Here is a 14,640-nt window from a genome sequence, read left to right as displayed (position 1 = left end):
CCTTATTCATTTTAAACTATATAAGACTTTTTCTTCGTATTCTCTGTGTTTATCCCTTTAGTACGATATACCTCAGATAGAACCATTAAACCAATAATTGTTACGATAAGTATAGTAGAAATCGCATTAATTTCAGGTGTGACACCTTTTTTAACCATTCCATAAATATAAATTGGTAATGTAGTTGAACTTGGACCAGATACAAAAAAGCTAATCACAAAATCATCAATACTTAATGTGAAGCTTAGAAGAGCCGATGCAATAATGCCGGGCATTATAGCTGGTAAAGTAATATATCTAAATGTCTGCCACGGGGTCGCTCCTAAGTCACTTGCTGCATCTTCTAAATCCTTTGACATACCTGATAGTCTAGCCGTTAGCAGTATTACAACATAGGATATACAAAACGTTACATGTGCAATAATGATTGTCATACTTCCTAATTCAAAATGAAAATTAGTAAACAAAATTAATAATGCAATTCCCATTAAAATATCAGGTACAACAATTGGTAAATAAATTAGACCACTAATTAACTTTGAAAATTTATACTTATATTTATGTAATGCTAACGCACATATCGTACCTAGTATTGTCGATAAAATCGTTGTAATAATCGCTATAAGTAAACTATTGATAAACGCATCAACAATTTGAGGGTTATCGAATAAATTTAAATACCATTGGAAAGTAAAACCAGACCACTCGGCATTTATTCTTGATTTATTAAATGAAAAAAGAATTAAGACCAAAATAGGTAAATATAAGCAAGTTAAAACAATTGTAGAAAATCCTATTAGTAATTTCTTTTTCACCTATTTTTCACCTCCACTTTTTTCAGCACCAATATTTTTAGTCGCTAAATAGTAAAGGCCAATTAATCCAATTGAAGATATCACTAAGAAAATTGAAAGCGCTGATCCAAATGGCCAGTTTCTTGCTCCTAAAAACTGATTTTGGATGACATTTCCGATTAAAGCAACCTTTGATCCACCCATTACATCAGATACGACAAACATTCCAAATGAAGCGACAAATACTAAAATACTACCTGCAAATATACCTTTCATTGTTAATGGCAAGGTTACATGGAAAAATGTTTGAAATGGCGTCGCTCCAAGATCATTTGCTGCGTCTAACTTGCGGTGGTCTAACTGTTCGATTGCCACAAATATTGGTAAAACCATAAATGGTAATAATGTATAGACCATTCCCATTATGACTGATGGCATATTATAAAGTAATTGTAAAGGTTCATTAATAATCCCTAGTTTTAATAGTAGTGTATTAATAATACCTTTAGAACGAAAAATCACAATAAGTGCATAAGATCGTACTAAAAAATTAATCCAAAAAGGAATTGTTATTAGTAGTAATAGCATCCTTTGCCATTTTTCACTGACAACTGTAGCTGTATATGCATAAGGGTACGCAATCAATAAAGTGATGATCGTCGTTACGACTGCAATCCAAAAAGTTGTCCATAATACTTTTAAATACAATGGGTCAAAAACTTTAGTTATATTTTCAAATGTAATGACGTTTTCAATTTGTCCATACATTCCATTTTTCATAAAAGCAAATTTAAAAATGAACAATAATGGAATTAGAAAAAAGACAATTAGCCAAATAATTGAAGGTGTAATGATGTATTTTCCAAACTTCAATACATGATCACCTCATCTTCCAATTTCCAATGAATGTAAACTTCTTCATATCGAGATAGATTCGTCTGATCAGGCATTTGATAAACAATCACTGTATTCTCTTCACCTTTTAATTCAATATAAATCTTGTTAAGTGTACCAACATACTCAATATCTTTGATGATTCCTTTATGTTTCCCAACAGGTGACTGTGAGATTTTAATATTTTCTGGTCTAACTGCAATTAACTGTTCATCTTTATGAAAATAGTTATTTTCACCAATAAAGGATGCTACAAATTTACTTGCCGGATTTTGATAAATTTCTTTTGGCGTACCAATTTGCTCAATTTTTCCGTTATTCATGACAACAATTCGATCACTCATACTCATAGCTTCTTCTTGATCATGAGTTACATAAATAAATGTAATCCCTAACTCTCTTTGAAGATTTTTAAGCTCTCTTTGTAAATCTTTTCTTAATTTAAAATCTAAAGCTCCAAGTGGTTCATCTAGTAACAACACTTTTGGATTGTTTACGATGGCACGGGCAATCGCAACCCTTTGCTGTTGGCCACCTGAAAGTTGATGCGGTTTACGACTTCTAAACTCGGTCAATTGTGTTAATTTCATCGCTTCTTCAGCTCGAGTTTTTTGTTCTGCTAATGAAATCCCCTTCATTTTCAAACCAAATTGAATATTTTTTTCAACATTCATGTGCGGAAACAGCGCATAGTGCTGAAATACTAAATTTATGTCCCTTTTATATGGAGGTAAATTATTAACGACTCCCCCATTAAGCTTAATAACACCTGAAGACGGTTCTTCAAAACCAGCTATCATCCGTAGAAGCGTTGTTTTTCCACAACCACTTGGGCCTAGAATCGTTAAAAATTCACCCGAATAAATAGATAACGATAGAGGTAATATGACTTTATTATCATTAAATTCTTTAACTACTTCATCAATTTCGATTATATTATTCATTTTCCCGTCCAATCTAACAAGTCGTTTTAGTAAGTAAATTTTTTCGACATATAAAAAGCCCCTTATTGCAAGGAGCTAAAAAACGAAGTTGTATTTAGTTTTTATTTTAACAATTTACGAATAAACCGTAAAGCGTTTTTTGTAGTATGATATCGAATCTTTAGGTCAATTTTCGTGGTTTGTACTAGCACACTTTTTTCATGTGTAAAAGCTTTAAAACTGTACTCACCGTGATAGCTCCCACTACCACTTTCTCCAACGCCACCAAACGGTAAATACGGAGTAGCCATATGATATAAAGTATCATTGATACACCCACCGCCAAAAGGTACTCGTTCGATGATTTGATTTGATATTGATTTATCCTCTGTAAATACATAAAGCGCCAAAGGCTTTGGATGTTGATTAATTTCAGTTATGACATCATCCAATTCTTGGTAGGTTAATATCGGTAGGATTGGTCCAAATATTTCTTCGTCCATTATTGATGCTTCCCATGAAATATCTGAAAGAATCGTCGGTTCAATTTTATGTGAAGCTGAATCTGATTGACCACCATGTTCTACTTTTCCATCTTTTAAAAAATTTATTAAACGATTAAAATGTCTTTCGCTTACAATTTTTGTATAATCTTCATTTTCAAGAGGTTGATTTCCATAAAATTGAACAATTTCTTGTTTCATGGCTTGTATTAGTTGGTTCTTTACCTTTTCATGTACATATATATAATCTGGTGCAATACATGTCTGACCAGCGTTTGTAAATTTACCCCAAATAATTCTTTTAGCTGTAACACTAAGATTGGCATCATGATGAACAATTGTAGGACTTTTTCCACCTAATTCAAGAACTAAAGGAGTTAAATGCTTTGAAGCAGCCTCCATCACTATTTTCCCAACCTGTACACTACCAGTAAAGAAGATGAAATCAAATTTCTGTTTAAGTAATTCTGTACTCGTTTCTACACCACCTTGAACAACGGCGACATATTCCTCATTAAAAAGTTCACGTATCATTTGGTCTATGATGTTTGATGTGTTTGGTGTTAGTTCTGATGGTTTAATAATGGCTGTGTTTCCACCAATAATTGCACCTACTAATGGCGTCATTGTTAATTGAAAAGGGTAGTTCCAAGGGGAAATAATTAATGTAACACCATATGGTTCTCGATAAATCCTACCTTTTGTGCCGACATGGGTAATTGGAGTTTTTACTCTAATTGGTTTCATCCAATTTTCAAGATTTTTAATCGCCTCTGATATTTCTTTTAAAGTAAAACCAATTTCAGTAGAATAAGCTTCAAATTCGGATTTATTTAAATCTAAATGTAGTGCATTTTTTATTTTCTCTTCATTCTTTACAATTGAATTGTAAAGTTTCTTTAGTTGCGAAATTCGAATTTCCCTACTTTTTGTAGATCCTGCATGAAAGTAAGCTCTTTGTTTCTTTACTATTTTATTTACGTTCCCCTCTACATCAACTACCGAATCAATCAAATCGTCACTCCCCTTAGTCTAAACGTACATTTTTAATTAATTTTATGCTAATAAATTACTTAAATAAAGTAAATAATAGTAAATCTTAATTATTAATTATGTTAAGGAATTGTAAAGATATTGTAAATTTGTAAATATAATATATCTTTTTAATTGATTAATTTTTAAAACCAATTATTATTATTAACGTAGCCTTTACTTTATTCGACATTTTTCATTGCTAATTTAGACATACTATTAATGAGTATTGTGAAGGTAATTAATAAACTATATGTTTTATTTGGAGGAATCATAATGTTTTTTGGACAAAAAAAGGATGTATTCTTTGAGAAGCTTTTAGGTATTGCTGATAACTTGCACATATCTTCAAAATATTACGTTGACTTTAAAATCAAGAATGCAAGTGACTTAAAGAAATTTTCACAAGAAATGAAAGAATACGAAACAAAAGGTGATAAATTCATCCATTCACTAATTGTTGAATTAAATAAAACTTTCATTACTCCAATTGAGCGTGAAGATATTCTTCAATTAGCAATGATGATGGATGATGTATTAGATGGCTTTGAACATTGTTCTGCTCGCTTTGAAATGTATTCAATTACAGGTGCAGACGAGTATATGGTAAAATTCGTTAATATTTTACATAAAGCTGTTGAAGAAATTTTAGAATCCGTAAAATTACTTTCTAATAAAAAATTATTAGAGATCCGTGTTCATGCGATTAAAATTAAGGATTACGAATCACAATGTGATGAGTTATTACGTACTTCAATTAAACAATTATTTATGAATGAAAAAGATCCAATTAAAATTATTCAATACAAAGAAATTTACGAAATGTTAGAATCTATTGCTGATAGTGCACAAGATGTAGCCAACACTCTTGAACAAATTATCATGCGTAATGCGTAAGGAGTAGTTAAATGGAACACTTATTTTTACTTACGGTATTAGTTGTTATCTTTGCTTTAGCTTTTGATTTTATCAATGGGTTTCATGATACAGCAAATGCAAATGCAATTGCGACTTCAGTATCTACAAAAGCTCTAAAGCCTAGAACAGCTATTCTTATGGCAGCTGGTATGAACTTCCTTGGTGCTATTATTTTCACAGGTGTTGCTAAAACGATTACGAATGGTATTGTAGATCCTGTAACAATTGAAGGTACAAATGGACTAGTAGTCGTAATTGCTGCTTTACTTGGCGGAATCTTTTGGAACTTATTAACTTGGTATTACGGAATTCCAAGTAGTTCTTCACATGCTATTATTGGTGCAGTAGCAGGTGCTGCTATTTCAGCAAAAGGTTTTGGAGCATTAGAAGCGGAAGGTTTCATTAAAATTATTCAGGCTTTATTAATTTCACCAGTTATTGCAATAACTGTTGGTTTTATTGTCATGACAATAAAACCAACAGTTATTGCAATAACTGTTGGTTTTATTGTCATGACAATACTAGCTATGATCTTCAAGCGTTCAAACCTTTCTAAAACGAATAAAGGTTTTAGGATTGTTCAAATTTTCACTGCTGCATTACAATCGTTCACTCATGGAACGAATGATGCACAAAAAGCAATGGGAATTATCATGATTGCCCTGATTGCATCGAATGAAGTTGCACCAGGTTCAGATGTTCCTCTTTGGGTACGTATCGCCTGTGCTACAGCAATGGCTTTAGGTACTTCAATAGGTGGTTGGAAAATCATTAAAACTGTTGGCGGTAAAATTATGAAAATTCGCCCAATCAATGGGGCAGCAGCTGATTTATCTTCTGCAGCAATTATTTTCACATTTACTGCATTACATTTACCAGTAAGTACGACACACGTTATTTCTTCATCTATTATGGGTGTTGGATCAGCTCAACGTGTAAAAGATGTTAACTGGGGCACAGCAAAACGAATGGTGATTACTTGGGTTATTACGATTCCAATTTCAGCAACTGTAGCAGCCATTTTTTATCAAATTCTTAACATATTCTTTTAATAAAAAAGTCGAACGTTTCATTACGTTCGACTTTTTATATATACTCTTTTTCTTCTTGGTCTTGTAAACAATACGATTGTAAAAAAGACGATTATAATCCCCGCAATTACTAATGTATTTATGGTGAACACTGTTGGACGGTCGTATGATTTGGCTGTTAACAAATCTGCCGTTGTTACTAGTTCCCCATCTGATAAAACTTCAACTTTTCCAATTTTTTGATTTTTATGAAGACCATTCTTTTTATAAAAAGTGGCTAACGCATTTTCTTCTTTTACACTAACTTCGTATTTCGTATTTGGATTTTTTGCGGTCAGGAACGATAAATCCGCACTAATTTTTGTTTGAATAACTTCGTCTTTAACTTTTATTTCTTTTTTCCAATCCTCTTCTTTTACAATGACCTTTTTATAAATTCTTGGAAAAGCATATGCATCTAATAATTTAATATCATTTAAATACTGTGGCTTCGATGAACGTAATAATATATTAATGATTTTTTGACCATCTTTTTGATCAATTTCGATTAAGGTATTCCTAGATGTATTTGTATACCCCGTTTTCCCTGCTAAGAAATAAGGATTTGTAAACATATTACCTCTATTGAATATATACTTATTCATTTGTTTGGAAGTAGTAATATGAGCTTCTTTCGTACCCATAGCTTTAATGATTAGTGGATATTTCAAAGCTTCTTTCGCGATTAAAGCTAAATCATATGCAGTAGTGTAATGATTATCATTATGCAAACCGTTTGGATTTGTAAAATGAGTATTGTTAGCACCGATTTTCTTAGCTCTCTCATTCATCATTTTAACAAAAGAATTCATATCACCCGCAACTGTTTCCCCAATCGCGTATGCTAAATCATTTGCACTTAAAATCATCATTGTCTTTAATGCAGTATTACGATCCAGTTTTTCTCCCTCAGAAAAAAGAATTTGTGAATTACTTTTCTCTTCCTGTAAACTTCTTGCTGACATCGTTATTGCTTCATTTTCCTTTATATGATCCATCATAATGATTGCAGTCATTACCTTTGTTGTGCTCGCCGGAAAATCAGTTACACTAGCGTTCTTTTCATAAACTACTTCACCACTATCAGCAAGGATTGTAATAGCCTTATCACTAAATAGATTAATTTCTTCAGCTTGAGCATTTTTTTGAATGAAAAAACAACATAGTAACAAAATACAGAGACAGCACTTTATGACTTTTAATAATCTAAATCTCATCTTTTCTCCCTATATTCCCTTTAATTTGTATTCATTATCAAGAATGAATTTATTATAACTTTTTCATACACTTGACTCAACCTGACTTTAGTAACATTATTTAAGTAAATACCCTGTTAGAGAAGTGTATTTTACATCTCCCATAGAAGTATCTCACCTTCTGTTGTACTCAACTTCTGTATTCACATCTTCTAATCCAAAAAGCGACTACTTTTAGAATGAATAAATGTATTTACCTTATTAAGATATTTCCCGGAAAATCGACAGATTATTGTTTCCTTAATTTATCAATATTCTTCATACCTTCTCTTTTACTTAATGTTGCTAGATTTGTGTTTTGAATAAAGTTTTCAACCGCATACCCATTTATGTAGGAATACTCCCTTAAAGCCCATCCAATTGCTTTTTGAATGAAAAACTCATTTGAATTAGACATTAATTGACAGTATCTAAATAGTCTTTCTTGATCAGTCTTATCTTTAAATTTCATTTGAAAAAGGATTGCTGCTCTATTTAGCCAAATATTTTCTGATTGTATCCATTTTTCTGCATATTCTTCTATCAACTCAGGATATGTAAGAAAATGAAAACAAATTAACCTTCCAGCTAAGATATCAACAGTATCCCACCATGATTTATCTACAACTAAACTTTCATAAAATTGTATTCGCTCTTTTTCAGCTTTTTTATATTGGCGATCGAGTAAGGCTAAAGCTATATATTGAAATTCTCTGCCGTCTAAATCCCAAATCTCTCGAATTATTTTTAGGTCAGATGGAGCACCGTTCAATTTTATAAATTGCTTAGTTAATTGTACTCTCTCAGGCGCTTTAATACCTAAAAATAGAAATTTATGTTTCATATAAGCTTCCATCGCTGGTCGATTCAAATCATTTTTGTGTTCAATTATATATTTTTTTAAATCACTTGTGTATTTTTCCATTTTACTCTCCATAGCGTTTGTCTACGCTTTCATTCTCTCTATTATAATGCTGCAATAAATTGAATGGAAGTTTTCGCAGGCAAAATTATGTAAATTTTTTGAAGATTAGTTTATGATTATTTCAGACGAAAGGAGGGTTTTAATGCAACCAGCAGTTAAATCAAATGTTGTTAGTCAAAGTACAATGTATCAAATTTTACTTGCTATTAGTTTAGGTCATTTATTAAATGATTCAATGCAAGCTGTAGTCCCAGCGATTTTTCCGATTTTAGAAAAGACAATGAATCTAACCTACACAGAAATTGGTTTCATTGCCTTCGTTCTCAATATGACTTCTTCTGTGATGCAACCTGTATTTGGGATTTTTTCTGATCGTAAACCTTCACCATTTTTACTTCCGATTGGTATGGCTTCAAGCTTACTTGGTATGCTTTGTTTAGCTTTCGCACCGAATTTAATCGTCGTATTACTATCGGTTTTATTAATTGGACTTGGTTCTGCTATCTTCCATCCAGAAGGTTCTAAAGTTGCTTATTTAGCTTCTGGTTCAAAGAGAGGTTTATCTCAAGCCATCTATCAAGTAGGTGGTAATACAGGTAATTCTCTTGCTCCTATTTTTACAGCTCTTATATTTGTACCACTTGGTCAAAAAGGAGCAGCATGGTTTACCATTTTAGCTGGAATCGGCATTTGCGTATTAATATATGTATCAATATGGTATCGAAATAAGCTAAATGAAAACTTTATTCCGCAAAAAAATAAAGCTCAAATGAAAACTGAAGGTAAATCTATTACCAAAGCTGTAAAATTTGCAATTATCCTTTTAATTTTCATTACATTTGCTCGTTCTTGGTATTCTGCTGGAATCGGTAATTATTATCAATTTTACTTAATTAATAGCTATGGATTATCAATTAAAAGTACGCAATTATATTTATTTATTTTCATGATTTCTGGTGTAATTGGTACGTTTATCGGTGGAACTTTAGCAGATCGATTTGGAAAACGAAATATGATATTATTTTCATTGGTTGGGACCTTCCCATTAGCATTATTACTGCCTCATGTTTCGTTAATTGCAGTCATTCCAATCTTATTTTTAATCGGTATCATCAGTTCAAGTTCTTTCAGTGTCATCGTAGTATATGCTCAAGAACTTGTACCTGGTAAGGTAGGATTAGTTAGTGGATTAATCGTGGGCTTAGCATTTGGAATGGGCGCATTAGGAGCTGTTCTACTAGGTGTTATAGCAGATGCAACAAGCTTAACATTTGTAATGAATTTATGTAGTTATTTACCTTTATTAGGTTTAGTTGCTTATATGCTTCCAAATGATAGAGAGAAAAAATTATCAAATTAATATGCAAAAAAAGCTCTTCTAGATAGAAGAGCTTTTCTTTATTTACCAACCCCAAAGCAATGTCCAGAGCGTTCCAAATACGATTGTTACGGCTACAAATAATGCATAACCTAAATTAAGATATAATACAGACTTATCTTCATTCTCACCCATATGCATGAAAACAATCAATTGTAACCCACCTTGTAATAAAGCAGTTACGATTAAAATGATCAATGAAATACGATATGGAATGTCTAAAAAATATACACTTAATGCAATGATCGTTAGCACAAGTGATTGGATGAAGCCAACCACTTGTTGCTTTGGAAATAGTGCACTCATCCAATCAGTCCTTTCACATAAACAAAGCTAAAGATAAAGATCCAAACTACGTCTAAGAAATGCCAGTATAACGAGTAAATAAATGTTTTATTTGCTGTAGTTTCTGTAATTCCTTCACGATATGTCTGAATTAAAATGGCAATACCCCAGAACATACCGAACGTAACGTGCGCACCGTGAGTTCCTAAGAGAACAAATAGACTAGATAGTGCACCACTGCTTTGAAGAGTTGCTCCTTCGTGTACATAAGTGAAAAATTCTGTTATCTCAACACCAAGGAAGATAGCACCTAATGCCAAAGTAATGATCAAAAAGCTCATAAATGCTTTTTTATGGTTTAGTTTTATTGCATTAACAACTAAACCAATTGTAAAACTACTCGTTAATAGTGCGAACGTTTCGATCATCACACCATTCATTTCAAATAATTCTTTTTGTGTCGGTGCAGAACCAGTATTGTTTGCTAATGTTAAATAAACAGCAAATAATGTACCGAATAAAGCAATTTCTGCTCCAAGAAATAACCAAAATCCTAAAATTCGATTAGAACTTTCTTCACCTAAACTATACAGAGGCTTGCTCTTCATATTGATCACCTCGTAATTTTTTCTCTGTTTCTATAACTTCTTCTTTATGAATGTGGAATCCATGATCTCGTTGGAATGAACGAGCAATTAAGCAAATCAATATTGGAATTGAGAAGATAATTGTTGGTACCCACCATTCAAATATTAAGAAGAAACCAAATGCCATAAACGCAGCACCTAAAATAAACGGTATCCCACTATTGCTTGGCATATGAATATCTTTAATCTCACCTTTTAGTAAGGATGTGCCTTCTTTTTTGCTCTTCCAGAATGGATCCAATGAATCGATTGTTGGAATTACAGCAAAATTATAAGGAGCAATTGGACTACTTGTAGACCACTCTAATGTTCTAGCATTCCAAGGGTCTCCGTTTGTTTCTCTTGGTGCATAACGTACACTGTAATAAATATTGTAAACAAGTAAGATAAATCCGATTGCTAATCCAATTGAACCGATTGTTGCAACAAGATTTAACGGACCAAAACCTGACTCTGCACTATAAGTAAATGTACGACGAGTCATACCCTTTAATCCTAATATGAATAATGGGAAGAAGGTAACGTTAAAGCTAATTGTAATAAACCAGAAGGTAATCTTACCGATTTTTTCATCTAATTTAAATCCAAATACTTTTGGGAACCAATAGTAGAATCCAGCGATAACCGCAAATACAGTACCTGGGATTAATACATAATGGAAATGCGCTACTAAGAACATCGTATTATGATATTGATAATCCGCACTTGCCATCGCAAGCATTACGCCTGTTACCCCACCAATCGTAAAGATTGGAATAAAAGCTAATGCGTATAGCATAGGAACAGTAAACTCGATTTTACCTTTTCTCATTGTGAACAACCAGTTAAATATTTTCACACCCGTAGGTATACTAATTGCCATTGTTGTAATACTAAAGAAACCATTTACCATTGCGCCTTGACCCATTGAATAGAAATGGTGAACCCAAACAACGAAGCTTAATGCTGAGATTGCGATCATACTAACAACCATACTCTTGTAACCATATAAATTTTTTCTAGAGAAGGTTGAAATAATCTCACTATAAATACCGAATGCAGGAAGAATTACGATATAAACTTCAGGATGTCCCCAAATCCAGAACAAGTTTGCCCAAAGCATATCCATTCCACCATTTGCCATTGTAAAGAACTGAGCTCCAAACATACGATCAAACATCATTAAAGCAAGAGCTACTGTTAATACTGGGAATGCAAATAAAATAATAACGTTTGTAATTAAGATACTCCAAGTAAACATCGGCATTTTCATTAATGTCATACCAGGTGCACGCATTTTTAAGATTGTTACAATAAAGTTAATACCGGTCATTAATGTACCTAAACCAGCTATTTGTAGTGCAATTGCATAATAGTTATTCCCTACACCCGGGCTAAATTCTTTACCGGCTAGTGGGAAATATGCTGTCCAACCTGCATCAGGTGAACCACCGATGATGAAACTTACATTTAATAACATTGCTCCAGCAAAGAATAACCAGAAGCTAACTGCATTTAAATATGGAAATGCTACGTCTCTTGCCCCAATTTGAAGAGGAATAACGATGTTCATTAAACCGATAATGAACGGCATTGCCATAAAGAGAATCATAATAAGACCATGTGTTGTAAAAATCTCATTATAATGTTGAGCATCTAAAATTTTTAAATCTGGACCCGCAAGTTGAGCTCGCATTAATAATGCATCAACCCCTCCACGGAACAGCATTAATAGTGCACATAATATATACATAACACCAATTCGCTTATGGTCAACTGTTGTTAACCATTCAGTCCATAAATAACCCCATTTTTTAAATTTGGTTAAACCAATTACAATAGCAAGTGATACTAAAACAATACTTACCATTGCTCCATAAATCATTGGTTCACCTGTTACAAAAAAGTGATCCCATTTGAAACCCATTATTTATCCCCCTCCATGTCCATATCCATCTCGTGGTGGTCATGTGTACCACTTTCACTATCTGATGAACCATGATGATGGCCAGCATTTTCACCTTCTGGAGCTGGTCTAAATTCTAAATGAGTAGAAGTATAGGTTTTTCTACCTAAATGTTCTATTTCTAGTAATTTATCAAACTCTTTTTCTGTTAGAGCAGGTGCTGTTTCTTTTACATCAGTAACCCAGCTATTAAATTCATTATCGTTCATTGCTAATACTTCAAATTCCATACCAGCAAAGCCCTCACCATTGAAATTACTATTTTTCCCTATGAATGAACCTTCACTTGAAGCAACAAAATTCAATTTTGTAACCATATCACTCATTGCATATTTTTGACCACCTAATTGTGGAACCCAGAAACTAGTGATTGGTCCGAAAGAATATAAACGGAATTCTACATGTCTGTTTGTAGGAATATTCACATAGTTAACTGTTTCAATCCCTTGTTCTGGATATGAGAAGTGCCATTTCCAGTTTGATGAACTAGCATAAATGACAAGCGTTTTATCATTTTCATGTCCTTTTGGTACAGTTTCAACAGCTGTTGTCGTTTTTACCGTTACGACTGATAAAATAGTTACGATCACAACCGGTATAACTGTCCAAATAATTTCAAGCCACTTACTTCCTTCTTCATGAGGAGGCTCATAATCTTCTGGTAGTTTACTAGCACGATATTTATTAATAATGACAATAAATAGAATATAAACGACTAATAATACCCCTAACATCATCAACATCGAAAAAATAATTGTATCTGCTTGTGTTTTTGCAACAGGTCCTTTTGGATCAAGAACGGCTATTTTTTCACAAGCACCCATAATGACCGCAATCATCATAACCATGATGCTCATTAGAAATTTTTTCATTTCATTCTTCCTTCCTCTAAATTAAGTAAAAGTTCAAAAACGATTCTAAAATAGAATGCAAATTAAGTATGTTTATAAATTGTCACTGTAATGACAAACAATATCCACAGTTATAGTAAAATACTTTAAATAAAAAAACAAACAATTAATTAGCAATTTGAACTTTAAAAATTAGTGTTCACATTTTAGACATAATTCCATTTATCAAAAACCTTCTTAATCCTATATATAGCAAGTGTTCAACCCTTATGTTACCTTTTTCACAACGTTCACATTTTAGACAAATATTAGATTCACATTAAATTTTTATTCTAAAGTTTAAAATTTTAAAAACAATAAATTAGTATAATATTTAGATAATTTAAAGGATGATATCTTCTTCAAAATCTCTTTATAAATTCTACAAACACAAAAAAAAAACGCAGATAATCTGCGTTTTTGTACAGGCAATTAGGGTGAAGAGGAAAATAGATGTCCTAGCACATTTTCCTCTTCTATAGGGTTTGGGGGCTCTAGGGTTGAATCCAAAATTAGGACCAATCCAAGAACATTTAAAAACAATGGCTTATACTTAAAACTTCTATATGAGATTAGAATAACACAATTGAAAATGATTATCAATAGCAATTATATTTTTTTCTTTTAATAACCTACTTTTTTATAGAGATTGGTATTTGTATCATTGAATTTACACAATGTTGATTACTGAAGAATGTGCCAAACTCCCTAGTGAAAATTGGTATTAATGAGACGGCACAGGCACTTTATATAATTTTCATTTTAGCATTAGCTTTTCATTACTTTTTTTCGTTATAATTAATTCCATATTATAGTAAGTAAGGAGTAATGATTATGCCGCAACTATTATTTAGAGGATTTAATGTAGAAGATATTTGCCAAATAAGTAAACCATTAGTAGATGAATTAGCAGAAATATGTGAATGTGGAACAGATAATTTTGTTCTTGAATGTCTTCATTCTACTTCAATATTCGATGGTAAAGTCATAGAAGTCTTCCCTTTTATAGAAGTAAAATGGTTTGAAAGAGGCCTAGAAACGAGAGATCTATTTTCAGCATCCATCACAAAATATATCCAGTCTTTAAAAATACCTGAATTTGAAATTGCATTTTCTACATTTCGAGAAGATAGTTATTATGTAAATGGAAAAAGATGTTTTGATTAACTAAATGTTATTTTGAAATAAAATATCCAAAAAC

Annotated in this window: 14 protein-coding genes; 4 read left to right on the top strand and 10 right to left on the bottom strand. The window is 32.2% G+C overall.

The features are described 5' to 3' along the window. Positions 1-11: 11 nt before the first annotated feature. The 4 genes from ABID96_RS05925 to ABID96_RS05910 all read right to left on the bottom strand — a co-directional run bounded on the left by ABID96_RS05925 (position 12) and on the right by ABID96_RS05910 (position 4,125). Entirely contained in the window at positions 12-815 is an 804-nt protein-coding gene (locus ABID96_RS05925) for an ABC transporter permease (protein ID WP_377896744.1), read from the bottom strand. After that, positions 816-1,667 carry an ABC transporter permease gene (locus ABID96_RS05920; protein WP_088000090.1) on the bottom strand — a complete coding sequence of 284 codons (852 nt, stop codon included), beginning with the start codon at positions 1,665-1,667 and terminating at the stop codon, positions 816-818. Further along, positions 1,664-2,632 carry an ABC transporter ATP-binding protein gene (locus tag ABID96_RS05915; protein ID WP_192601233.1) on the bottom strand — a complete coding sequence of 323 codons (969 nt, stop codon included), beginning with the start codon at positions 2,630-2,632 and terminating at the stop codon, positions 1,664-1,666. Before ABID96_RS05915 ends, ABID96_RS05920 begins: the two co-directional genes overlap by 4 nt. A 101-nt stretch (positions 2,633-2,733) precedes the next feature. Beyond that, positions 2,734-4,125 carry an aldehyde dehydrogenase gene (locus tag ABID96_RS05910; RefSeq protein ID WP_192602029.1) on the bottom strand — a complete coding sequence of 464 codons (1,392 nt, stop codon included), beginning with the start codon at positions 4,123-4,125 and terminating at the stop codon, positions 2,734-2,736. Positions 4,126-4,422: 297 nt separating this feature from the next. Between ABID96_RS05910 and ABID96_RS05905 the strand changes: the two genes are divergently transcribed. Beyond that, positions 4,423-5,043: a DUF47 domain-containing protein gene (locus tag ABID96_RS05905; protein WP_088000088.1), complete on the top strand. Its 621-nt coding sequence runs from the start codon at positions 4,423-4,425 to the stop codon at positions 5,041-5,043. Positions 5,044-5,054: 11 nt separating this feature from the next. Then, the gene (locus ABID96_RS05900; RefSeq protein WP_377896742.1) at positions 5,055-6,116 is read left to right on the top strand and encodes an inorganic phosphate transporter; all 1,062 of its coding nucleotides are present in this window, start codon (positions 5,055-5,057) and stop codon (positions 6,114-6,116) included. A gap of 20 nt (positions 6,117-6,136) precedes the next feature. Here the strand turns inward: ABID96_RS05900 and ABID96_RS05895 are convergent, their stop codons facing one another. Beyond that, positions 6,137-7,351 (bottom strand): D-alanyl-D-alanine carboxypeptidase family protein, encoded by a 1,215-nt coding sequence (locus tag ABID96_RS05895; RefSeq protein ID WP_192601231.1) that lies wholly within the window; start codon positions 7,349-7,351, stop codon positions 6,137-6,139. 268 nt (positions 7,352-7,619) lie between these two features. Further along, on the bottom strand, positions 7,620-8,294 hold the full coding sequence (locus ABID96_RS05890; RefSeq protein ID WP_192601230.1) for a DNA alkylation repair protein: 675 nt from the start codon (positions 8,292-8,294) through the stop codon (positions 7,620-7,622). 142 nt (positions 8,295-8,436) lie between these two features. Here ABID96_RS05890 and ABID96_RS05885 point away from each other — a divergent pair, with 142 nt between their 5' ends. After that, positions 8,437-9,654, top strand: a complete 1,218-nt coding sequence (locus ABID96_RS05885) for an MFS transporter (protein WP_192601229.1) — start codon at positions 8,437-8,439, stop codon at positions 9,652-9,654. 42 nt (positions 9,655-9,696) lie between these two features. Here ABID96_RS05885 and qoxD read toward each other — a convergent pair whose 3' ends face one another. From qoxD to qoxA, 4 genes are read right to left on the bottom strand one after another with little or no spacing between them, the layout of a single operon-like run. After that, positions 9,697-9,978 (bottom strand): cytochrome aa3 quinol oxidase subunit IV, encoded by a 282-nt coding sequence (qoxD, locus tag ABID96_RS05880; RefSeq protein WP_192601228.1) that lies wholly within the window; start codon positions 9,976-9,978, stop codon positions 9,697-9,699. Next, positions 9,975-10,565 carry a cytochrome (ubi)quinol oxidase subunit III gene (locus tag ABID96_RS05875; protein ID WP_088000082.1) on the bottom strand — a complete coding sequence of 197 codons (591 nt, stop codon included), beginning with the start codon at positions 10,563-10,565 and terminating at the stop codon, positions 9,975-9,977. Before ABID96_RS05875 ends, qoxD begins: the two co-directional genes overlap by 4 nt. Beyond that, entirely contained in the window at positions 10,543-12,510 is a 1,968-nt protein-coding gene (gene qoxB / locus ABID96_RS05870; RefSeq protein ID WP_192601227.1) for a cytochrome aa3 quinol oxidase subunit I, read from the bottom strand. The genes ABID96_RS05875 and qoxB overlap by 23 nt, the downstream gene beginning before the upstream one ends. Further along, complete coding sequence (gene qoxA, locus ABID96_RS05865; RefSeq protein ID WP_192601226.1) at positions 12,510-13,421, bottom strand: cytochrome aa3 quinol oxidase subunit II; 912 nt, start codon at positions 13,419-13,421, stop codon at positions 12,510-12,512. Before qoxA ends, qoxB begins: the two co-directional genes overlap by 1 nt. An 852-nt stretch (positions 13,422-14,273) precedes the next feature. Between qoxA and ABID96_RS05860 the strand changes: the two genes are divergently transcribed. Continuing rightward, entirely contained in the window at positions 14,274-14,606 is a 333-nt protein-coding gene (locus ABID96_RS05860; RefSeq protein WP_192601225.1) for a DUF1904 family protein, read from the top strand. Positions 14,607-14,640 lie beyond the last annotated feature (34 nt).

The organism is Gottfriedia sp. OAE603 (assembly GCF_040543965.1).
GTDB classification, from domain to species: Bacteria; Bacillota; Bacilli; order Bacillales; family Bacillaceae_G; genus Gottfriedia; species Gottfriedia solisilvae.
Note: the sequence above shows the minus strand (reverse complement) of the source record. Positions and strands in the feature narration are given on the sequence as shown.

What these genes read in the sequence shown, in the direction of transcription:
- ABID96_RS05915 (WP_192601233.1), bottom strand. Translation starts at nt 2,632, where the DNA reads ATGAATAATATAATCGAAATTGATGAAGTAGTTAAAGAATTTAATGAT.
- ABID96_RS05890 (WP_192601230.1), bottom strand. Translation starts at nt 8,294, where the DNA reads ATGGAAAAATACACAAGTGATTTAAAAAAATATATAATTGAACACAAA.
- qoxA (WP_192601226.1), bottom strand. Translation starts at nt 13,421, where the DNA reads ATGAAAAAATTTCTAATGAGCATCATGGTTATGATGATTGCGGTCATT.
- ABID96_RS05905 (WP_088000088.1), top strand. Translation starts at nt 4,423, where the DNA reads ATGTTTTTTGGACAAAAAAAGGATGTATTCTTTGAGAAGCTTTTAGGT.
- qoxB (WP_192601227.1), bottom strand. Translation starts at nt 12,510, where the DNA reads ATGGGTTTCAAATGGGATCACTTTTTTGTAACAGGTGAACCAATGATT.
- qoxD (WP_192601228.1), bottom strand. Translation starts at nt 9,978, where the DNA reads ATGAGTGCACTATTTCCAAAGCAACAAGTGGTTGGCTTCATCCAATCA.
- ABID96_RS05895 (WP_192601231.1), bottom strand. Translation starts at nt 7,351, where the DNA reads ATGAGATTTAGATTATTAAAAGTCATAAAGTGCTGTCTCTGTATTTTG.
- ABID96_RS05885 (WP_192601229.1), top strand. Translation starts at nt 8,437, where the DNA reads ATGCAACCAGCAGTTAAATCAAATGTTGTTAGTCAAAGTACAATGTAT.
- ABID96_RS05860 (WP_192601225.1), top strand. Translation starts at nt 14,274, where the DNA reads ATGCCGCAACTATTATTTAGAGGATTTAATGTAGAAGATATTTGCCAA.
- ABID96_RS05900 (WP_377896742.1), top strand. Translation starts at nt 5,055, where the DNA reads ATGGAACACTTATTTTTACTTACGGTATTAGTTGTTATCTTTGCTTTA.
- ABID96_RS05875 (WP_088000082.1), bottom strand. Translation starts at nt 10,565, where the DNA reads ATGAAGAGCAAGCCTCTGTATAGTTTAGGTGAAGAAAGTTCTAATCGA.